At 32.0% G+C, this 21318-nt stretch carries 16 protein-coding genes; all 16 read left to right on the top strand.

The features are described 5' to 3' along the window. The first annotated feature begins 23 nt into the window (after nucleotides 1-23). The 16 genes from QO182_RS11645 to QO182_RS11570 all read left to right on the top strand — a co-directional run bounded on the left by QO182_RS11645 (nucleotide 24) and on the right by QO182_RS11570 (nucleotide 20955). Nucleotides 24-185, top strand: coding sequence for a hypothetical protein (locus QO182_RS11645; protein WP_371561766.1), 162 nt, complete (start codon nucleotides 24-26; stop codon nucleotides 183-185). Beyond that, complete coding sequence (locus QO182_RS11640) at nucleotides 178-1158, top strand: acyltransferase family protein (protein WP_371561764.1); 981 nt, start codon at nucleotides 178-180, stop codon at nucleotides 1156-1158. Before QO182_RS11645 ends, QO182_RS11640 begins: the two co-directional genes overlap by 8 nt. Further along, entirely contained in the window at nucleotides 1133-2230 is a 1098-nt protein-coding gene (locus QO182_RS11635; RefSeq protein ID WP_371561762.1) for a glycosyltransferase, read from the top strand. The genes QO182_RS11640 and QO182_RS11635 overlap by 26 nt, the downstream gene beginning before the upstream one ends. A gap of 205 nt (nucleotides 2231-2435) precedes the next feature. After that, complete coding sequence (locus QO182_RS11630; RefSeq protein WP_371561760.1) at nucleotides 2436-3728, top strand: hypothetical protein; 1293 nt, start codon at nucleotides 2436-2438, stop codon at nucleotides 3726-3728. A gap of 15 nt (nucleotides 3729-3743) precedes the next feature. Further along, complete coding sequence (locus QO182_RS11625; protein WP_371561758.1) at nucleotides 3744-4577, top strand: glycosyltransferase family 2 protein; 834 nt, start codon at nucleotides 3744-3746, stop codon at nucleotides 4575-4577. Beyond that, nucleotides 4562-5494, top strand: coding sequence for a sugar transferase (locus QO182_RS11620; RefSeq protein WP_371561756.1), 933 nt, complete (start codon nucleotides 4562-4564; stop codon nucleotides 5492-5494). Before QO182_RS11625 ends, QO182_RS11620 begins: the two co-directional genes overlap by 16 nt. A gap of 30 nt (nucleotides 5495-5524) precedes the next feature. After that, nucleotides 5525-6628, top strand: a complete 1104-nt coding sequence (locus tag QO182_RS11615; RefSeq protein ID WP_371561754.1) for a glycosyltransferase family 4 protein — start codon at nucleotides 5525-5527, stop codon at nucleotides 6626-6628. 45 nt (nucleotides 6629-6673) lie between these two features. After that, entirely contained in the window at nucleotides 6674-7438 is a 765-nt protein-coding gene (locus QO182_RS11610) for a WecB/TagA/CpsF family glycosyltransferase (RefSeq protein WP_371561753.1), read from the top strand. A gap of 175 nt (nucleotides 7439-7613) precedes the next feature. Next, nucleotides 7614-8777, top strand: a complete 1164-nt coding sequence (locus tag QO182_RS11605) for a DegT/DnrJ/EryC1/StrS family aminotransferase (protein WP_371561752.1) — start codon at nucleotides 7614-7616, stop codon at nucleotides 8775-8777. Nucleotides 8778-8940: 163 nt separating this feature from the next. Further along, a complete protein-coding gene (locus tag QO182_RS11600; RefSeq protein WP_371561750.1) occupies nucleotides 8941-9705 on the top strand; it encodes a polysaccharide biosynthesis/export family protein in 765 nt (254 codons plus the stop codon). Nucleotides 9706-9713: 8 nt separating this feature from the next. After that, nucleotides 9714-12089 carry a GumC family protein gene (locus QO182_RS11595; RefSeq protein ID WP_371561748.1) on the top strand — a complete coding sequence of 792 codons (2376 nt, stop codon included), beginning with the start codon at nucleotides 9714-9716 and terminating at the stop codon, nucleotides 12087-12089. Nucleotides 12090-12485: 396 nt separating this feature from the next. Beyond that, a complete protein-coding gene (locus QO182_RS11590) occupies nucleotides 12486-14912 on the top strand; it encodes an SLBB domain-containing protein (RefSeq protein ID WP_371561746.1) in 2427 nt (808 codons plus the stop codon). A gap of 165 nt (nucleotides 14913-15077) precedes the next feature. Then, complete coding sequence (locus QO182_RS11585; RefSeq protein WP_371561744.1) at nucleotides 15078-16142, top strand: Wzz/FepE/Etk N-terminal domain-containing protein; 1065 nt, start codon at nucleotides 15078-15080, stop codon at nucleotides 16140-16142. A 454-nt stretch (nucleotides 16143-16596) separates the two neighbouring features. Next, nucleotides 16597-17535, top strand: a complete 939-nt coding sequence (locus QO182_RS11580) for a UDP-glucuronic acid decarboxylase family protein (RefSeq protein WP_371561742.1) — start codon at nucleotides 16597-16599, stop codon at nucleotides 17533-17535. A 566-nt stretch (nucleotides 17536-18101) separates the two neighbouring features. Next, nucleotides 18102-19643, top strand: a complete 1542-nt coding sequence (gene murJ / locus QO182_RS11575) for a murein biosynthesis integral membrane protein MurJ (protein ID WP_371535285.1) — start codon at nucleotides 18102-18104, stop codon at nucleotides 19641-19643. Then, nucleotides 19636-20955 carry a glycosyltransferase gene (locus QO182_RS11570; protein ID WP_371561740.1) on the top strand — a complete coding sequence of 440 codons (1320 nt, stop codon included), beginning with the start codon at nucleotides 19636-19638 and terminating at the stop codon, nucleotides 20953-20955. Before murJ ends, QO182_RS11570 begins: the two co-directional genes overlap by 8 nt. Nucleotides 20956-21318: the final 363 nt, after the last annotated feature.

Genomic DNA, 21318 nt, shown 5'->3' with positions numbered 1-21318 from the left:
TTAGAGTATAATTATACATTTTTATGAGATATACAGAATTAGATGGATTAAGGGGTGTTGCAGCATTGTCAGTTTATTTTTCACATTTGTTTGGTGTTTTTATTGTGAATTCTTCTTTGTTTTTGTCAAATAGCCCTTTTCACATTTTTTGGCACGGAGAAGGGGCGGTTACTTTATTTGCTTAGTGGTTTTGTTTTGACTTTGCCATATATTAAGGATAAAAATTCTTTAAATTTGCCTTCTTTTTACTTAAAAAGAGTTTTTAGAATTTATCCTGCTTTTATTTTTGCAATTATAATTAAAGTGTATTTATTTGATCCTTCAAAAATGACATATTATTCAGAATGGATAAATGAATTTTGGAAATGGGATATCAAAGAGATTACTTTTAGAGAATTTTTTAATACGTTTATTTTAATTGGACCTAATATTAGTACAGATTTATTTGATCCAGTAATTGGTACTTTAAGAACTGAAATGCAAGTTTCTTTAGTTTTGCCTTTTTTAATTTATATAGCTTTAAGAGTGCGGTTGCTCTTAAATTTTCTTATTCTAATTTGTTTTGTTTATATAGGTAGAGATCTAATTGGTGTTTTTTATTTAGGGATTATGATCGCTATTAATAGAATAGTTATTTTGGATTTTATAAAAGAAAAAAGTAATACTTTTTATAAAATTATTTTCTTAGTAATTTCATCTTTTTTGTACACAAGTAGATTTAATCTTAGTTACTTAATTGAAGATAGACATTACTTAGTTTTAATTTTTACAGCAATAGGTTGCGCCTTTTTTATGTTATTTGCGATGAAAAAAGGATTAATTCAATTTATACTAAATACTGATATAGTACAATTTCTAGGTAGGATTTCATGTAGCTTTCATTTACCAATTTTACTAATTTTTTGCTCGGTTTTTCCAAACAATTTTTTATTAATTTTTCTTTGCTCATTGATTGTTACAATAGTATTCTCTTACTTAGTTTATAATTTTATAGAATTAGTTTTCATTAAAATTGGAAAAAAAATCAGCTTGGGAAAATTAGATTTAATATCAAATGCTTTTTTTAGTAAAATATCCATATTTTTTTCAAGAAAGAAATCAATACGATTGATTTTAAATAAAAACGTTTTAAATGAAAATAATTTATATCCTTCATAGCTTAAAGTTTTCTGGTGCAGAAATTATGTATGTTGATGCTGCGCCTTTTTTTCAAAATAAAGGATGTGATCTAAGCGTGCTAGCTACAGCAGATGAATTAGGCGAATACGCTCCTTTTTTTAAAAATGCTGGTTACGATGTAATCCATAAACCAATACCTCAATTTAAAAAGATTTTTAAAAGACTAAGTTATTATATTTGGTTTATTAAACTTTTGAAAAAGAATCAATTTGATGTCGTCCATATTCATAGTAATGGAACAATGATTGGTTTGTCATTTTGTGCTTGGTTTGCTAATATTAAGTCTGTTTATACTTTTCACAGTACATTCAAAACTAGGTTTTTTTCTTATCCCTACCATTTATTTGTGAGATGGTGTGCAAAAAGCATTTTTAAATGTAAATTTCAATCCATTAGTAATACAGTTTACGATCATGAGTTAAAATTATTTCATAATGAAACTTATAAAATATATAATTGGTATGGTAGCAAGCGGTTTTATCCTGCTTTGGAATTTGAAAAAGAAAAAGTTCGCCAAGAATTAAATATAAACGTTGATGCATTTGTTTTGATATCAATAGGAGGTTGCAGTCCTAATAAACAACACTCAGATATTATAAAGGCTTTGCCATCAATTTTAAATAAAAAAGAGAATATTTTATATCTTCATTTGGGATGTGGCAGTACTGAAGCAGAGGAAATTAGCCTAAGTGATGAATTAGGTATTAAGGGAAAAGTAAGATTTTGCGGAAATCAAGAAGATGTCCGTAAATATCTGATTGCTTCTGATGTATATCTAATGACTAGTAAATTAGAAGGAATTTCCATAACAACAATTGAAGCAATGGCATGTAATATCCCTGCAATTTTATACGATGTTCCTGGGTTAAGAGATTTTAATAAATACGGAAACAACAGTATTCTAATAACGGAGGATTATAAACTATTAGCGCGGACTATTTTAGACAGCGGTAGTGATTTAGTAGAGATTGCAAATAGTGCAAAATCACATGTAGAACAATTTTATAATTTAGAAAAAAACGCAAATGAAATTTTTAATTTATATAGCTGAATTGATTTATAATTTTTTACACACAATGTTTGATTGCAAAAATATGTCAAATAATGGTTTTATAAGCTGGCTAATTTGATTGTTTTTCTTTGTTTACATTATATAATTATTATTTTATAAATGATTATCATTAGCGAACAAGTGACAATAGGTATGATTGAATTTGCGTTGGATTCAAAAATAAGTAAAAAAGGGATAGTATAAAATGAATAAATTAAAGATACAAAATCGATACATTCCTATAAGTCTTTTTTTTGTGGCACTATTTTCGGTAGTTTTTTCAATGCAAGAACTAACAGGTTTGCCTGTTACCAATGGAGTTTTTTGGTTTTCGGCTCAAGTCATGATTTTGTTTTATTTTTTTAAAGCAAAGAAATATTTCTTTGATAAAAAACAAAATAAAATTATGATATGGGTAAAACTGTATCTTGTATGGAATGTGTTTAATATCATAAGGGGGCTTTTTTTTGCAGAAACCTATTGGGACTGGAAGACACTGGCAACAAATGGATTTGCATTGCTGGTGCCAATTGCATGTTATGCAGCAACCAATCTTTCGATTTTGCAATCTTCCTTTAATTTTTATTTAAGATTTACACTCCCTCTTTTTGTGGTAATTTCTTTTTTAATTAATACAGATGCTTACGGGTTTTATTTAGTTCCCATCAGTTTTTTAATTTTATTTCTCCCTGTTATAAAAATGCCATGGAAATGGGTGGTTTTGGCAATAGGCTTATTTACTGTTTTAGCTGATCTTACCGCAAGAAGTAATGTGATACGATTCGTAGTCCCTATGGCTATGTGTTTTTTATACTATTTTAGATTTATAGTTTCAACTAAAATATATGAATTAATTCGAAAAATATTTTTTATAACTCCTTTGCTTTTTTTATTCCTTGCAGTTAATTTTGATTTCAATGTTTTCAAAATGGACGAGTATATAAAAGGTAATTATACGGAGATGAGAACAGATGGATCGGGTAATAAAGTGGAAGATGATTTAATTGCAGATTCGCGGTCTTTCATGTACACTGAGGCTTTACTAACGGCAAATTATTATAATTCTTGGTGGATGGGGAGGAGTCCTGCCAGAGGGGTTATTTCAGAATCTTTTGGTGATTCTGATTTAAACAAAAGAGGGGAGCGTGCAAGTAATGAAATGGCAATTGCTAATGTTTTTAATTGGACCGGAATTATTGGCGTCATTTTGTATTTTATGGTATTTTATAAAGCCTCCTATTTAGCAATTAATAAATCGAATAGTGTTTTTAGTAAAATTATGGGAATCTTTGTCGCTTTTAGATGGGTGTATGCTTGGGTAGAAGATGCCAATTATTTTAATTTGACGTATTTCATACTTTGGTTCATGCTAGGAATTTGTTATTCCTCTTCTTTTCGTAAAATGAATGACAGGGAAGTGAAAGAATGGGTTAGAGGTATTTTCGAGAAGAAAAAACCAATGCCAAAAAAAATGATGTTTAAATCGTATAATCTATAATATTTTTAAATTTTAATGTCTGTTCAACAAAATATAGCTGTTCTCCTAACCTGTCATAATCGTAAGCTTAAAACATTAGGTTGTTTGACTAGTTTTTATACAAGTAATTTACCTCAGGATTTTATTCTTGATGTTTTTCTTGTTGATGATGGTTCAACTGATGGAACTGCAGAAGCTATAAAAATTAACTTTCCTTCTGTTAAAATAGTATATGGTGATGGCAATTTGTATTGGAATCGGGGAATGCACTTAGCCTGGCAAACAGCAGTAGCCACAAAGGACTATGATTATTATTTATGGTTAAATGATGATACTATTCTTTTTGAAAATGCAATAAATATTATGTTAAATTCTAGTCAAACCAAAAAGAATGAAGCGATAATATGTGGTTGTACCCAATCATTAGAAAATAAAAAAATTACTTACGGAGGTAGAAAAGATGGTGTAATGATAGAACCGAATGGTAGTTTACAAAAATGTGATTTGATAAATGGTAATTTTTTATTAATACCCAAAGCAGTTTATGAATTAAATGGGATTTTAGATCCATTATTTCACCACGCTTTGGGAGATCATGAGTATGGTTTGCGTGCCCAAAAAAAAGGTATTGATTCTTTTATATCTCCTGTTTATATCGGCTATTGTGAGCAAAACTTAGGAGCGAATAAGTCTTTTAGAGTAGATGTGCCAATTATCGATAGATTGAAACATCTGTACTCTCCATTAGGAGTGAATCCTATTGTTTATTTTAAGTATGATTATAGATATTTTGGTTTACTAAATGCGGTGAAACATTTTTTTAGCATTCATCTTCATTCCTTAATACCTACCTTATGGGAAAAAAAATAGAAAATAATTTAGCTCCTATTTGCCTTTTTACTTACAATCGTTTGGACGAAACAAGACTAACGGTTGAAGCTTTACAAAATAATTTTTTGGCTTCTCAAAGTGAGTTGTTTGTGTTTTCTGATGGTTACAAAGATGCTGATGGAGCAATCAAGGTGGGTAAAGTCCGAGACTTTTTAAAAACCATTGAAGGTTTTAAATCAGTAACTATTTTTGAATCTAGTGTAAACAAAGGTTTGGCTAATTCTATTATTGAAGGAGTTAGTCAAATTGTAAATCAATATGGAAAAGTAATTGTCCTTGAAGATGATTTGATTACAACACCAAATTTTTTGGATTTTATGAATCAATGCTTAGTGCAATACAATGACAATGAATCAATAATCTCTATTTCAGGGCATAGTCTTAAGTTTAATCTTCCCAAAGGCTATGTTGGAGACGTGTATTTATATGGAAGAGCAGCTTCTTGGGGTTGGGCTACTTGGAAAAGTCGATGGAATGTAATTGATTGGGAAGTGAAAGATTGGGAAGGGTTCAGCAAGGACAGGAATAAAATAAATCAATTTAATAGAAACGGAAGTGATATGTTTTCTATGCTTAAAGATTATATGGATGGCAAGAATAATTCATGGGCTATACGTTTTTGTTATGCCCAATTTAAATTAAATAAATTAACTGTTTTTCCAATTGTATCTAAAATAAATAATATTGGGTTTGGTGAAAATGCAACAAATTGTAATGTACATGATAGGTTTGTAGTAGATTTAGATAAAAGCTATTTTAATAGTTTTTTATTTCCTGATAAATTAATATTGAATCAAGATATTGTAGGGGAAATAGTTAGTTATTATTCTATTAAAACGAGGATTAAAGGTAAATTGATCACTTGGTATTATAAGTTTTTGAAAGCTTTTAATTGAATTTTTATCTAATTCTTAAAAATAGCGATAATGGTTAAAAATAAAATCCTTTTCATTTTACACTTGCCTCCACCAGTACACGGTTCATCCATGGTAGGCCAATACATAAAGGATAGCAAACTCGTGAATCAGGAGTTTGATGCAGAATTTGTCAATTTAGGTACTTCAAAATCTATTGATGAGATAGGTAAAAACCCTTTAAAAAAAATAAGAACATATTTTGCTATTTTAATAAACTGTATCTCGCAGTGTGCTTCTAACAGGCCGAATCTAGTTTATTTTGCGATGACTGCCAAAGGAATTGGATTTTATAAAGATGCCTTTCTAATTTTTTTTATCAAATTGTTTAGAGTACCCCTAGTTTTACATTTTCATAATAAGGGAGTCAGTACGAGACAAGACAAGTGGATGGATCATTTGTTGTATCGTTTTGTATTTAAAGACACTAAAATAATTTTACTATCATCCCATTTGTATGCTGATATTGAAAAATATGTTTCGAAAGAGAATGTATATTATTGCCCCAATGGGATTCCAGAAATCGCAACTCCTATAAAAACAAATGGTAACAAATTAAATAGGGTCTCTATTTTGTTTTTGTCTAATCTGATTGCATCCAAAGGGGTATTTGTTTTATTAGAAGCTTGTAAAATGCTGAAAGAAAAGAAATTTGATTTTAATTGTGTTTTTGTGGGAGGAATTGGAGATGTTAGCGAAGAACAATTTTATGCCAAAAGAAAAGAATTAGGCCTTGAGGATATTGTAGTTTATAAGGGGAGAAAATACGGTCAAGAGAAAGAAAAAGCTTTTGCTGAAGCCGATATTTTTGTTTTTCCAACCTACTATCACAACGAAACTTTCGGTTTGGTTAATTTAGAAGCCATGCAATTTTCGCTTCCTATTATTTCTACTTATGAAGGTGGCATTCCAGATGTGGTTGTCGAAGGAGTGACAGGTTTTTTAGTTCCACAACAGAATGTAGAGGCTTTGGCGGCTAAAATGGAACTGTTACTAAATAGTTCGGAGCTACGACAAAAAATGGGTGTTGCAGGAAGAGTTAAGTATGAAAAAGAATTTACCTTGACAGCGTTTGAAAATAAAATGACCCATATTTTAACCGCGGTTTTGAAATAAGGAGTATCCTCTTTTTTAAATCTATAATAAACTAGAATTACTATTATGAAAAAATATTTTAACATCAACTTTCAATTCAATCATCAAGAATTAGAGCGTACTATAGAAGAAACTTCTAGAGAAGGAAAAGGCTATTGTTGTTTTGTTGATGCGACTTCATTGGTGTATTCTTTTAAGAATGAGTGTTTTAGAAAGATATTAAATAATTCGTTAGTCAATTCGTGTGATGGGAGTTATATTGCCATGTTGGCAAGTAAAATTCATAAAAAGCAATTAAAGGAATATATAGGACCTGATTTTTTTAAAAAATTTATCTATAAACCTTATCCACAATATGTGATAGGAAATACCCAAGAGGTATTCAATAAGATTAAGGCAAAGTTAGAATTAAATGGGAGCGATGCCTCTAGTCTTTTTTTTATTCCATTGCCTTTTAAGGGTGTAGATGAATTTGACTATCAGGAGATAGCAAATAAGATTAATCAAATACATCCTCGGTTTATTTGGGTTTCATTAGGTGCTCCTAAACAAGAAGAATTTATGGAAAAGCTTTTACCATTTATTGATAAAGGAGTAATGATTGGAGTGGGAGCAGCGTTGAATTATTTTACCGGAGAAGTGAAGGATATTCCTAGTTGGGCAAGAAAGACACATTCGATTTGGTTGTATCGTATATTTACAGAACCAAAAAAACAGCTCAAACGATGTAAAGAAATAGTCTTAGTATTGCCTCAGGTTTATAGAAAAGAAAATAAATTAATGAAGGAGAACAGGGGGAATTTACGAATAAAAATAAAACCATCTTTATAACCGGAATAACGGGTCTTGCTCAGATTAATGAAACGGATAGGTCTATACTCCTAAAATTAGCTGTAGTTGATGCTTTAATGCGCAAAAGACTTTCTATAGATCGCTATTTGTAGTATATTTTATTAACAATTACTGCAAAGGGACAAGGGAATAGAAGTAATAGTTAATTTGACGTATGAATTCAAAGAATATATGGCTTTCGTCTCCACATATGGCCGGCACAGAACAAAAATTTGTGCGAGAAGCCTTTGATAGCGATTGTGTTGCTATGGTAGGGAAGAATATAGATGGATTTGAGCAAGATTTAGAAAACTATCTCAATCAGAATGTTTCGGTAGGAGTCTTGAGTTCTGGGACAGCTGCCATTCATCTAGGTCTAATTTTATTAGGAGTGGAAGCAGGGGATACTGTAATTTGTCAGAGTATGACTTTTTCAGCATCGGCAAATCCCATATTATATCTTGGAGCTACCCCCATTTTTATTGATAGTGAAACGGAAACTTGGAATTTGTGTCCTGTGGCTTTAGAGGCATCGATAGTAGACAGTATAGCCAAAGGTGCAACACCAAAAGTAATCATAGCTGTGCATTTGTATGGCGTGCCGTACAAAATTGATGAAGTGCGGCTCTTAGCAGATAAATATGGTATCCCTATTTTAGAAGATAGTGCAGAGGCATTGGGTAGTAGTTATAAAGGTCAGAAGTGTGGTACTTTTGGGGATATAGGGGTTTTGTCTTTTAATGGTAATAAAATAATTACTGCTTCTGGCGGAGGTGCAATTATTACCCGCTCCAAAAAGTTGAAAGAAAAAGCGATTTTTTTTGCTACACAATCCAGAGATATAGCTGCTCATTACGAGCACAGTGAAATAGGATACAATTACAGCATGAGTAATATAGCTGCGGGAATTGGTCGTGGCCAAATGGAAGTGCTAGATGTACATGTTGGTTTGCGCATAAAGATGCATGATTTCTATGTTGATCTTTTTAAAGATATTGAAGGAGTTAATGTTTTTAGTTCTCCTAATGCGGATTATTCTGCAAATTATTGGCTAAGTGCTATATTAGTTTCGCCAGAAACAACGCATGGGATTACTGTTAAGGAGTTTCGATTGGCTTTAGAAAAAGAAAATATAGAATCGCGTCCGTTATGGAAACCCATGCACCTGCAACCTATTTTTTCTAAATACCCTTATTACGGTACAAGCGTAGCCCAAACTCTATTTGAAAATGGTTTGTGTTTGCCTTCGGGCTCTAATTTAACTAACGAAGACAGAGCCCGAATTACGGCGGTGGTTTGCCAGATATTTAAAGTAAAGGGGTGTTCAGAATCTTCATAAAATAATTATTTGACGTAAATTGAAAACATGTATTCTGATTTTTGATAATTGACAATAGCTGATAACTAGCATCAATATGATTCAGGATAATCTTATTTTACTTAAATTTTAATAGCTATATTTGCCACTTTTAAAAATTAATACCTTACTAAATATTTTTTTTATGAAAAAAATAATCCTTTTTTTAGTTGCTTTATTTTTGTTTTCCTGCGCTTCCCGCAAAGACGTGGTGTACTATCAAAATATTGATGGTTTAGCAAATCAAAAATCCAGTTCCTATGAAATAAAATTGCAACCAGATGATTTGTTAATGATCATTGTGTCTGCCGAAGATCCTGAAATAGCGATGCCTTTTAATTTAAAGTCAATTTCTGTTCAGACTCCTGGAAAATTAGATGCTGCAATGGGGCAACAAACGATGCAGCTATATTTAGTGGATGCCGCTGGTTATATCGAATTTCCCGTTTTAGGAAAATTAAAAGTAAGTGGTTTGACGCGTTCTGAAGCGCTTGAAATGCTACAGCAAAAAATTGGCGTGTATATTAAAAACCCAATAATCAATCTTCGTGTAATGAATTTTAAAATTTCGGTACAAGGAGAGGTGGCATTACCAGGTACTTATAGCGTAGATTCAGAGCGAATTACTCTGATTGAAGCACTAAGCAAGGCCGGTGACTTGACTATTTACGGAAAACGGAATAATATATTAATCATCAGGGAAATTGACGGAGTGAAATCCTATAATAGGGTAGATATCACTAAAGCGGATTTTATCAATTCTCCTTTTTACTATTTGGCTCAAAATGATGTTATATACGTAGAACCTAATAAACCTAGATTGAATGCATCGGCTGTTGGACCTAACACAGGAGTTCTAATATCTATAACTTCTTTATTAATAACATTAGTAACTTTAATTTTAAGATAATTTTTTAAATGGAAAATAATAATTTAGACGACGATTTAGAGAATGATTTTGATTTAAAAGATTTTCTACAAAAATATATAATACATTGGCAATGGTTTGTATTGGCAGTTAGTATTGCTTTGTTTTTGGCCTTTTTTTATTTAAAATATACCACACCCCAATATAACGTTGCAACAACTATTTTAGTAAAAGACGATAAAAAAGGAGGGATGCTGTCTGAGCTTTCTGCTTTTGCTGATTTAGGAGTGGGTGGAGGAATGAGTAGTAATCTGGATAACGAGATTGAAATTCTTAAATCGCGTACATTGGTTGAAAGTACGGTAAAGAAATTAAATCTGAATGTCAGTTTGATAAGTCAAGGTAAGATATCAGATAGGGAGGTTTATGGGAATAACGCTATTACTGTAAACTTTATAGATAAAACGAATGGGTTTTATGAAAATGCTATTGATCTACGTTTTTCAGAGCTGACACCAACAACCTTTGAATTAGAAAATGACGCTGTAAACGATTCATCTAAAATAATTTTAAGTGATAAAAAAGAGTTTAAGTATGAGGAAGCTATAAATACAAAATATGGCGTATTGATTATTAGTAAGTTAATGTCTAATCAAGAAAAGAATAAGTTTGAGGGTAAGTCTTTTAGAGTAGTTGTTAGTCCTCTTGAAAATGTAGTGGAGAGTTTTCAAAAACGACTTAATGTGCAGCCTGTTAATAAAACTAGTAGCGTTGTGGTACTATCCATAACTAGCCCAGTAATAAATAAGGCAGAAGATTTTTTAAATAATTTGACCCAGATTTATAATGACGATGCAGCTGCGGATAAAAATTTTATATCTGAGAATACCTCGATTTTTATAGCAGATCGACTCAAATTAATTACCCAGGAATTAGATGGAGTGGAGCAGGATGTACAAAGTTTTAAAAAGTCGAATAACGTAACAGATATAGAATCAGAAGCTAAACTGTATATCGAAGGATCAAGCGAATATGATAAAAAAGGGGTGGAGACAGAGATCCAACTTAATGTGGTGTCTTCGATGTTAGATTTCATGAAAAAAAGTACCAGTGCTGATCTCCTTCCTACAAACATAATATCTGGGGAGAGTAGTGCGTCAGGAATGATCAATTCGTACAATCAGTTGGTTTTAGATCGCAATAGGATTCTTAAATCAGCTACAGAGGTTAATCCATCTGTGGTCAAAATGGATCAGGAAATTGCCTCCTTGAAAAGTAATGTTCAGGGAAGTTTACAGAGGATGCAGTCCAATTTAAATATCCAAAAAAGGAATTTAAATAGCGAGGAAAATATCTTGAATGCTAAACTTGGAAAAATACCAGTACAAGAGCGTCAGTTTAGGGTGATTGCACGTCAACAAAAAGTGAAAGAAGAATTGTATTTGTATTTGTTGCAAAAAAGGGAAGAAACGGCTATTTCTATGGCAGCTACAGAACCTAATGCCAGGGTGATCGATGTAGCCAAGGGGAATAAAGTTCCAGTTTCTCCAAAGAAAAGTATCATTTATTTAGCAAGTTTGTTACTGGGTTTATTAGTTCCTTTTGGAATCATATATACGGAAGACCTGTTAGATACAAAAATTAAAAGTCGCCTGGATTTAGAGGGGAAAACATTGATCCCATTTATTGGTGATTTACCAACCTCAGAAACCCCTTCGGTGATTATGAAAGCAGAAAGTAGAACTAGTTCAGCTGAGGCATTGCGAATTGTTAGGACCAATATGGAGTTTATGTTAAGTAAAGTTCCTGAAGGGCTGGCTAAAACTATATTCGTTACTTCTACATTTCCAAAAGAGGGTAAAACCTTTGTTTCTGCTAATCTGGCTGCTACTTTTGCATTATCAGGGAAAAAAATATTATTGATAGGAATGGATATTAGAAATCCTAGATTAGATGAGTATTTAGACATTCCGGAGAGAGGTTTTACTAATTATTTGTCGTCTAAGGATATGAAGCTAGAAGATCTTATCGTCAAGTACGAAGGATATGAAGATTTACATGTATTACCGGCGGGTGTGATTCCGCCAAATCCAGCAGAGTTGTTGATGAGTAAGAAAGTAGACGAACTTTTTCAGATCTTAAAAACGCAATACGATTACATTATTGTGGATACGGCTCCTGTTAGCTTAGTGACAGATACCTTGTTGATAGCAAAACATGCTGATACTTTTATCTATGTGGCTCGTGCTAACTTTTTAGAAAAACGAATGTTGAATATTGCAAATGGTTTGTTCAAAGAAGGTAAACTACCTAATATGTGTTTGCTTCTTAATGATACTGATTCTACTAAAGGGTATGGGTATGGGTACGGTTATGGAAATCAAACAGAAAAAAAATCTTGGTTCAAAAAAAGGTTTAAGGCTTAGCTGGTTTTTAATCGTATACAAACGAACAAAAAATCGCAAAATAGTTTCTATTTTGCGATTTTTTTTTGCTTATAAATAATTGTAGTTAAACTCTTTTTAGATCCACAATCAGTTCAATGATTGTTAGTCGGTTCTGTTTTTTTTATTGTTTAATTAAAATGTTAGCATGCATTCGATTGGGATCGGTGAAATTTGTTTCCCATTTCATGGCACAATCATAGCTTATGCTATATTTTTAGCATAAATTTGTGCGAAATTAGAAAAAAGGGTTCGCACTTTAGTTGTGAGTCACTGTGGCGAAGCCGTGGGGTTTTCTGAATATTCCTAAAGAGATTGTCTAGGTCCGTTAAGACAGGATAGAAATCTTAAATTGATAAATTAATTTTTAGATACCTTATGAAAAAAATACTTATTGTGGCTGTAATGTTATTGGCCCTTTTTCAATCATCAACGCTTGTAGCGCAAGATTTGTTAAAAAGTAATGACTTGAGCACCTTAAAAGTGGATTATTTATCAGATGCTGATATCGCAAAAATAGAATCTCAGTTGCAATCGAACAATTTAACAATTGATCAAGCAGAACCAATGGCTTTGGCAAAGGGAATGACCGCTAGCGAATTCGCGAAGTTGAAAATTAGGCTATCGGAACTCTCAAAAGGTTCTGTTGTAGGTAAACCAGAGGAATTAATTGGTAATACAAAAAGCGCAGAGCTCACTAGAAAGCAAGAGAAAATTACCAATACAAAGGTAAAGGACAGCGTCAATGCACTGATTTTTGGGTCGCAATTATTTGATATCCCAACTTTAAATTTTGAACCAGATTTAAAACTGGCTACTCCGGTTAATTATGTACTTGGACCTGGTGATGAATTGCAAATTAGTGTTTATGGTGTACAAGAGTTTAGTGCCACTGCACCTATTTCTTTAGAAGGAAAAGTTAGTATACAATACGTGGGTGAAATTCCAGTTTCTGGTATGACCATAGAAGCAGCTACGCAAAAGATTAAAGCTGCAATCTCAAGAGTTTATAGCAGTGTGGCTTCGGGTCAATCTCAAGTGGGAATTAGTTTAAGTCGAATAAGAACAATTAGAGTAACATTGATAGGGAGTAGACAGCCAGGAAACTATTCGGTATCGTCTTTAGCAACAGTGTATAATGCCCTGTTTTTAGGAGGTGGGCCTGGTAAAAATCAAAGTTATAGAAACATTGAGTTAATTCGAAACAACAAAGTTTATACTAAAGTTGATATTTATAAGTTTTTGGTCAACGGAGATCAATCGGAGAACGTTGGTTTAAAAGACAATGATGTCATTCGTATTCCGGCCTACAATCAAAGAGTCACGGTAGAGGGTCAGGTGAAACGTCCTGGAATTTTTGAAATGAAACCGGGAGAATCATTTTCTGATTTATTATCTTTTGCATCAGGATTCAATGAGTTTGCTTATACAGCATCAGTAAATGTGCTTCAGAAAACGGCTAAAGAATTTAAAGTACAAGATATCAAAGCTTCTGAATTTAATAGTTATAAACCACTTTCTGGAGATGTGTTTAGAGTGACTAAAATATTGAATCGCTTTGAAAACCGAATCAGAATTGACGGGGCTGTTTTTAGGCCAAATACTTATTCCTTTTATGAAGGGATGCGTGTTTCTGATTTGATTGCCAAAGCAGATGGTTTAAAAGAAGATGCTTATAGTAATAGAGCGAGAATTATTCGTGTTAAATCTGATTTGACAAAGGAGATTGTTAATGTGAATTTAGCGAAAGTATTAGAAGGAGATATGGAAGCTGATGTTCCATTATTTAAAGAAGATGTAGTGACTGTTTATTCTATATTGGATTTTGTTGAGGATTATAAAATTACGATTGATGGGGAAATTAAAAAACCTGGAATCTATGATTATCAGGAAGGTCTGACCTTGAATGACTTGTTAGTTCAATCAGGTGGTTTGACAGGTTCAGCATCTAAAAATGTAGAGGTGGCAAGGATGATTATGTCAGAAGAAATTGATGATGCCAATCCTAATAAAGCGGAACTATTCAATATCGAGATCACTCCTGATAACAATGAACAGGCAGCTAATTTTTCGTTGTATCCATTTGATGTGGTAAATATCCGAAAGATGGCGGTGTATGAAAAACCAGAGATGGTAACTATTAGTGGAGCTGTAAATTATGCAGGAAAATATGTTTTGGCAAGCAAAAAAGCTAAAGTCTATGATATTGTGAAAAGAGCAGGTGGTTTGACGTCATTGGCAGATGTAGAAGGGGTTAAGATAAAACGACCAATACAAGCCAAACAAATTGAAGCGGTAGAAAGTATAGATTTGAATTTGGGTAAAAAAGATAGTATCCAGAATAAATTGGAGAAAAAACTAAAGGAAGATTTGAAATTTGCTATCATACCTGTGGATTGGAAAGCTATTGTTAAGAATCAAAATAGTAATACTAATGTTACTCTTTTCCCAGGAGATGAAATTGAAGTGGCAACCTTCAATGAAGGCGTTAAAGTGACAGGGAATGTCTTGCTTACTTCTGAAATTCCTTATGAGAAAGGTAAAGGGTTTGGGTATTATCTGGATGCAGTTGGAGGTATTGATGCTAAAGGTTGGAAGAAAAAGGCTTACATTATTTACCCTAATGGTAAGGCAGCTGTAGCGAGTTCATTCTTGTTTTTTAGGAATTATCCAAAAGTTACTCCTGGGTCGCAAATTATTGTTCCAGAAAAGCCTGAAGTTAAAAAGTTGAGCACGGGAGAATTTGTTAGTATAGCTGGTGTTTTAGCAAGTTTAGCAGGAGTTATTATTGCGATATTGCGATAGTTTAGTCGTCTTTCGTTTACCGTCCATCGATTTCCGAAAATCGTGGAACGTTTTTCGATTGAGCAACGAGCAACGAGCAACGAGCAACGAGCAACGAGCAACGAGCAAAGAACAAAGAACAACGAGCAAAGAACAACGAACAGCAAACAACGAACACGAATATATATGAATGAACAAAACCGCAACGACGAAATATCTTTAAAGGAATTGGTTGACAAGGGAAGGGGATGGTTTGATTATTTACTGTCGCAGTGGAAAATAATCCTATTGGCCGGAGTTATAGGAGCTTTTTTAGGGTTAGCTTACTCTTTTTCTAAAAAACCAGTTTACACGGCAACTTTGTCTTTTGCATTGGAAGATGAAAAATCTGGAGGAGGATTGGGAAGTGCACTTGGATTAGCAAGTTCGTTAGGTTTGGACCTTGGCGGTGGTGGTGGAAGTGTTTTTACTGGATCCAATCTAACCGAGTTGTTTAAATCACGATCGATGGTCGAACAAACTTTGTTGAGTCCTGTCGTTGTAGAAGGTAAGACTATTTCTCTCGCTGAAATGTATATCCAAAATCAAGAATGGAGAGTTCAATGGAATAAGAATCCTAAATATAAAAGTATTCAGTTTCTGCCTAATGCAGACGGGAAAAACTTTACGAGAGTTCATGACAGTATCTTGGGGGTGATATATCAAGACTTATCTAAAAACGGATTATCAGTTGGACAAAAAGACAAGAAAGTGACTATTATTAGTGTTGACGTAGTCTCAAATAATGAATTTTTTTCCAAGTATTTTTGTGAAGCCTTAGTAAAAGAAGTGTCTGATTTCTATATTGAGACTAAAAGCAAAAAATCCCGGGAGAACATGGATATTCTGGAACGTCAAACAGATTCTATTCGGAGAGAGTTGAATGGTGCTATCACCGGTGTTGCGGTGGCCAATGACAATACTTTTGGTTTGAACCCAGCGATGAACGTGCGCCGAGCGCCCTCCGCAAGAAGGCAGGTAGATGTGCAGGCCAATACGGCGATACTGACTGAGTTGGTGAAACAAGCAGAATTGGCTAAAGTGACTTTACGCAAGGAAACGCCTTTGATCCAGATTATAGATAAACCTATTTTACCTTTGAAGAAAGAGAAATTTGGGAAGGCACAAGGAATTGTAAGTGGGGGAATTTTAGCTGGTTTTTTGATGCTTTTTTGGTTGATAGTTAGAAGGGTATGGAGACAGATTATTTAATTTTATTTATAGGGAGCTTTTTTGCTGGAGAAGGAATTGATGTGATTTGTACAGATATTGAGTATAGGAAGATAGAAGTACTTATTTAAATTATGCTATCGGTATGGTCCAGAGATTAGAACAAAGTATTAATAGTAATGGTGTAATCGTGACTAAAAGCCCAAGTCAAGTTGGTACTGCTTAAAAATTATAAGAAGCGATTAAGTAAGAAATTCAAAAATAATAATTAGTCGTTTTTGTGATGTAAATTCAACTTCTACATTTTTAAATAGAAAAACTATTTCGCTTTGGGTATTGCTATTTAAGTTTAATTGTGACAATATGAGAGTATTACGTTCTTTGGAAATAATCGATAAATTAATTTAGATTGTTTTGGAGAACAAAATATTTATGAAAAAACATAAGTAAATAGGTTTGGGATAAAATATTATTGTGTGTGGATACTAGATTAATTATGAAAAAAAGAATATTAGTAACAGGAGGAGCAGGATTTGTCGGTTCGCATTTATGCAGGCGTTTGCTGGCGGAAGGAAATGAAGTTATTTGTTTAGATAATTATTTTACAGGAAGTAAAAATAATATCATAGAATTGTTAAACAATCCTTTTTTCGAATTAGTGCGACATGATATTACACAACCATACTTTGCAGAAGTGGATGAAATTTATAACCTAGCATGTCCCGCCTCACCAGTGCATTATCAATATAATCCAATAAAAACAATTAAAACTTCTGTAATGGGAGCGATAAATGTATTAGGATTAGCAAAAAGAGTGGGAGCAAAGGTTTTACAAGCGAGTACTAGTGAAGTATACGGAGATCCTCATGTACACCCACAAACTGAAAGTTATTGGGGAAATGTTAACCCTATTGGTCTACGATCTTGTTATGATGAAGGTAAACGGTGCGCAGAAACTTTATTTATGGACTATCACTTGCAAAACGGTGTTGCAATTAAAATCATTAGGATTTTTAATACTTATGGCCCAAATATGAATCCAAATGATGGTAGAGTTGTTTCAAATTTTATAGTGCAAGCTTTAAAAGGAGAAGATATCACTATTTTTGGAGAGGGTACCCAAACACGATCTTTTCAATATGTAGACGACTTGGTGGAAGGAATGATTAGAATGATGAATTCTGAAAATTCATTTGTGGGACCAGTGAATTTAGGTAACCCTAATGAGTTTACCATGTTAGAATTAGCTGAAAGGGTAATACATTTAACAGGTTCTGAATCAAAAATTATTTTTATGCCCTTACCGCAGGATGATCCAAAACAACGTCAACCGGATATAACTCTAGCTAAACAAAAATTAGAAAACTGGGAACCAAATATTCAGTTGGATGAAGGACTTTTTAAAACAATAGAATATTTTAAGAAAATAATATAGTTTATCATAAGCCATTTAGTGTAATTAATTAGAACAGCAGTTTCCTTTTTTTTTAGTTTAGAAATATTATAAGAAATAGCTATAAAACATTTTTTTAACTCTAAACTTGCTTGTCTTTTTGATTTTATGCTAGATGGTGTTATTAAAATTGGGAAATAAATTTTCATTAACCAAAGCTATAGAAGGTTTGTGCTCTAAATACAAGAGAGACAAATTCAGTAACTGTTAATGTAGTTGCTAAAAAATTAATAGTCTTGATTGATATATCTATTAATTAACGTTGCATACTTAATGTTAATAAAGGTAAAAGGAATCCTTATAAGACAAAGTAGTAAAGTGACGAGTGCCCCAAGATAAATAGCAAGAGAGGATTGACGATATACAAATAGTCATTTTTAATTTATGCAACCCTAAATAATTGAGTGAGTGAATCAGAGTTTTAATCAAAGTGATTTGAAAAAGAAAAATGTTGCCTTCAATATTCGAATACTTAGAGTTATAGAGAATCAATTAAATTATTATGGAAAGACATTATATTCTATAAGTAACAGTATTATTAAAGCATAATGAGATTATTTAATTTTTTTTCTTCATCTAATAGAAGAATTTCTTTAGGATTAGGGGTTATCAAGTTTTTAAAAGCAATGTTTTCTCTTTTTGTGGTAATTTTGTCAGCAAAATTTTTTGGAACTTCAGAAGAAAGGGATGCGTGGATATTAGGGGGAGCAGTAATTTCAGTGCTGATTCAGGTTGTATTTGGCCCTATAAATGAGACCTTTAGAACAAAATATGTTCATTTAAGAGAAGAGTACTCCAAAGAAGAAGTTTCTAATTCTACTGATTCTTTAATAACTTTAATTATTGTTATTGGAGTTTTTATTTCGTTATTTGTTTTCTTCTTTCCAAATATATTGGCAAATATTTTTGCTCCAGGGTTTACTGAAGCACAACGGGCTGTCTTGGTACTTATGATAAAAGTTCTAGTACCATCCCTACTAATTATAGAAGTTACTGACATATGGAATTCTATGTTGAACGCTTATAATTCATTTTACATACCTGATATATTTTCCTTTTTTTCAATAATTATAAACATACTTTTTTTACTATTTTTAGCACCATTAATAGGAATATATTCGTTAGTTATTTCTGCATATGTAAGTTCTTTACTTTTAATAGTGATAGTTTACAGAGAATTATATTTAAAATATAATTATAGATTTAAAATAGTAAAGCCTAAATGGCAATCAATCAAACCATTTGTGTTATTTGCGATCCCTTTTTACGTCAATTATGTTTTTTCGCAAACTGATATAGTTATAGAGAAGGCATTGACTTCTAAAATGATTCAGGGTAGTGTTTCAGTTTTAGATTATGCAAAAAAATTTTCTGACTTGCCTGTTAATATGTTAATTAGTGTGGTTACAACTGTATTGACACCTATTTTGGCATTAGCCTTTATGAAGAGTACTTTACTCAATATGGTTGATGAAACTCAAAGATACTTTAGAATGATATCTCTGATGATAATACCATTAACTGCATTGTTTATAGTTGTGCCCAATGAGATAGTAACATTGGTTTTAGTGCGAGGAGCATTTAAAGTAGAGAATGTAGAGCCAATAAGCAGTGTTCTGAGGTGGTATGGGCTCGGAATTTTTGTTACAGCTGTATATATTGTTTATTCGCAAATTCTAATCGCTCAGAAAAAAGTTCATTTGTTTTCATATATAGTAATAGGAACTTACATTTTTAAAATCATCTTTAATATTTCTTTATTCCGTAATCTGGGTTTACTTACTTTCCCAATTTCGTGGGTGCTGACTCAATTTATAATTAGTAGTCTGATACTGTATTTTGGGATAATTGAATTTAGAAGCCGAATAGTAAGCGAGGTAGCCAAAATTTATTTAATTCTTTTATTAACAATAGTTGTAAATTTAATGGTTTACCATCTAATACACTTCTATTTTACTGGTGTGGTAGGAACTTTGATTTTATTTTTTCTGATTAGTTTATCTATCGTTATTACAGAGATTGTCTTTGTTTTTATTTTCAAAATAGAGGAGAGAGAGTTTCTTACAAAATACTTTAAATCAAATGAGTAAAAAAATAAAGGTTGTTGAAGCTGTAAATCAGCTTAGTTTAGGAGGTACAGAATATGCTTTGCAGTTATACAGTAAGTATCTTAATAAGGAATTATTTGAAGTAGTAGTAGTAGCAATATATAATGGAGGTGAAAGGGTAAAATTAATTGAAGCTTTAGGGGTTCAGGTAATTGTATTAGATGGAGATTTAAAAAGATTTGAAGAGATTTTAAAATCTACGGATGTTTTTCATTGGCATGGCAATGGAATTCTAGACGATAAAATCTTTAGTTTGCTAGAGAAATTTAAACCTGACTTAGTAGTGCAGACGAATGTTTTTGGATATTTTGATAATTCACAATACTATAAATTAATTGATTACGATTTATATGTATCAAAAATGATTCTAGTCAGAAGGATGCAGCTTGACAAAAAACTTTTAAATAAATTTGAGAATAAAAGGAAAGTTTTATCATATCCGGTTGATATAGAGCATTTACAATCTTTAAGTCCAACTGACGAAGAAATTTCTTTATTTAAAAAAGAGAATGATTTAACTGGACATTTTGTTGTTGGAAGAATTGGTAGATCAGATGATCATAAATTTGACCTAATTACTTTAGATGGATTTGCTGAATTTGCCAAAACGAAAGAAAACGTAAGATTTTTATTAGTTGGTTCTACACCAAAAATTCTACAGCATGCTAAAAAATTAAACATATTAGATAAGATGTTGATTTTAGAAACATCGAGTGATCTAAGCGTATTGCTTCTATATTATAAAAGCTTGGATGTCTTTTTGGCGGCAAGTAATATTGGAGAGAGTTTTGGAATGGTTATAGCTGAAGCTATGTTCTCTGGAATTCCTGTAGTAACAATTAGTACTCCTGAAAAAGATAATGCACAAATTGAATTGGTTGATAATGGTTTAAATGGATTTGTGGTACCTAGATTAAAAAATAAAATAGGAGCAGCTTTATCAGAGCTATATGAAATTAGTGAACAAAGAGTGAGTTTTTCAAAAATGGCCAGGATTAAGGTCTTAGAAAAATATGCTGCAAAAAATATTGTTTTAAGTTTTGAAAAACTTGTTTTAGAACATATCTCTTCAAAAAAACAAGAAGTAAATAGGTCAACATTAGTGATGGATTTTTCTGAGTCTTTAATCGAAGATTATAAATACAGGTGTAATGATTTATATGGAACTCTAAATGTAACTGATAGAATTGTTTTGTCAAACCAAAACGCAAAAAAGTATTTTTCATTTTCTTTCTTGAAACATTTTTTGAAACAGAAAATTAATATGATTTTTGAAAAATCTAATGTTTTATAAGCAATAGTCATAAGATAATGATTTGAGTGACTTGGTGTTTTTTTTAATATAAGTAATGATAAGTCTGTGGATGAAATAGTTAATAATTTCAGTTGGTTTCTTTTAGAGCAATGAAACAGGACGATAAATATATAGAACCGTTTTTTAGTTCAAAACTCCCTGCATTTGATTAAATTATGTGTCAAAAGTAATTTAAATCAGCAAAATTAAAGAGCAAGGACAGCGATAGGTTAAGAATCATATTCTAATCAGGGCTGAATTCAAATCTTTAAATGAAGTTCTAATTAAACTGAAATCAGGGCTGTGTTTTTGTTCAAGATGAAGTTATTTTTAGGATAAAAAGAGTATAATAATAATTGAATA

Source organism: Flavobacterium sp. Arc2 (assembly GCF_041431385.1).
GTDB lineage: Bacteria > Bacteroidota > Bacteroidia > Flavobacteriales > Flavobacteriaceae > Flavobacterium.
This window is presented reverse-complemented; position numbering and strand designations above follow the sequence as displayed.

Bases quoted from the DNA above. Each gene is read 5' to 3' on its own strand.
- QO182_RS11645 (WP_371561766.1), top strand. From the start codon at position 24: ATGAGATATACAGAATTAGATGGATTAAGGGGTGTTGCAGCATTGTCA.
- QO182_RS11635 (WP_371561762.1), top strand. From the start codon at position 1,133: ATGAAAATAATTTATATCCTTCATAGCTTAAAGTTTTCTGGTGCAGAA.
- QO182_RS11630 (WP_371561760.1), top strand. From the start codon at position 2,436: ATGAATAAATTAAAGATACAAAATCGATACATTCCTATAAGTCTTTTT.
- QO182_RS11625 (WP_371561758.1), top strand. From the start codon at position 3,744: ATGTCTGTTCAACAAAATATAGCTGTTCTCCTAACCTGTCATAATCGT.
- QO182_RS11620 (WP_371561756.1), top strand. From the start codon at position 4,562: ATGGGAAAAAAAATAGAAAATAATTTAGCTCCTATTTGCCTTTTTACT.
- QO182_RS11615 (WP_371561754.1), top strand. From the start codon at position 5,525: ATGGTTAAAAATAAAATCCTTTTCATTTTACACTTGCCTCCACCAGTA.
- QO182_RS11610 (WP_371561753.1), top strand. From the start codon at position 6,674: ATGAAAAAATATTTTAACATCAACTTTCAATTCAATCATCAAGAATTA.
- QO182_RS11605 (WP_371561752.1), top strand. From the start codon at position 7,614: ATGAATTCAAAGAATATATGGCTTTCGTCTCCACATATGGCCGGCACA.
- QO182_RS11600 (WP_371561750.1), top strand. From the start codon at position 8,941: ATGAAAAAAATAATCCTTTTTTTAGTTGCTTTATTTTTGTTTTCCTGC.
- QO182_RS11595 (WP_371561748.1), top strand. From the start codon at position 9,714: ATGGAAAATAATAATTTAGACGACGATTTAGAGAATGATTTTGATTTA.
- QO182_RS11590 (WP_371561746.1), top strand. From the start codon at position 12,486: ATGAAAAAAATACTTATTGTGGCTGTAATGTTATTGGCCCTTTTTCAA.
- QO182_RS11585 (WP_371561744.1), top strand. From the start codon at position 15,078: ATGAATGAACAAAACCGCAACGACGAAATATCTTTAAAGGAATTGGTT.
- QO182_RS11580 (WP_371561742.1), top strand. From the start codon at position 16,597: ATGAAAAAAAGAATATTAGTAACAGGAGGAGCAGGATTTGTCGGTTCG.
- murJ (WP_371535285.1), top strand. From the start codon at position 18,102: ATGAGATTATTTAATTTTTTTTCTTCATCTAATAGAAGAATTTCTTTA.
- QO182_RS11570 (WP_371561740.1), top strand. From the start codon at position 19,636: ATGAGTAAAAAAATAAAGGTTGTTGAAGCTGTAAATCAGCTTAGTTTA.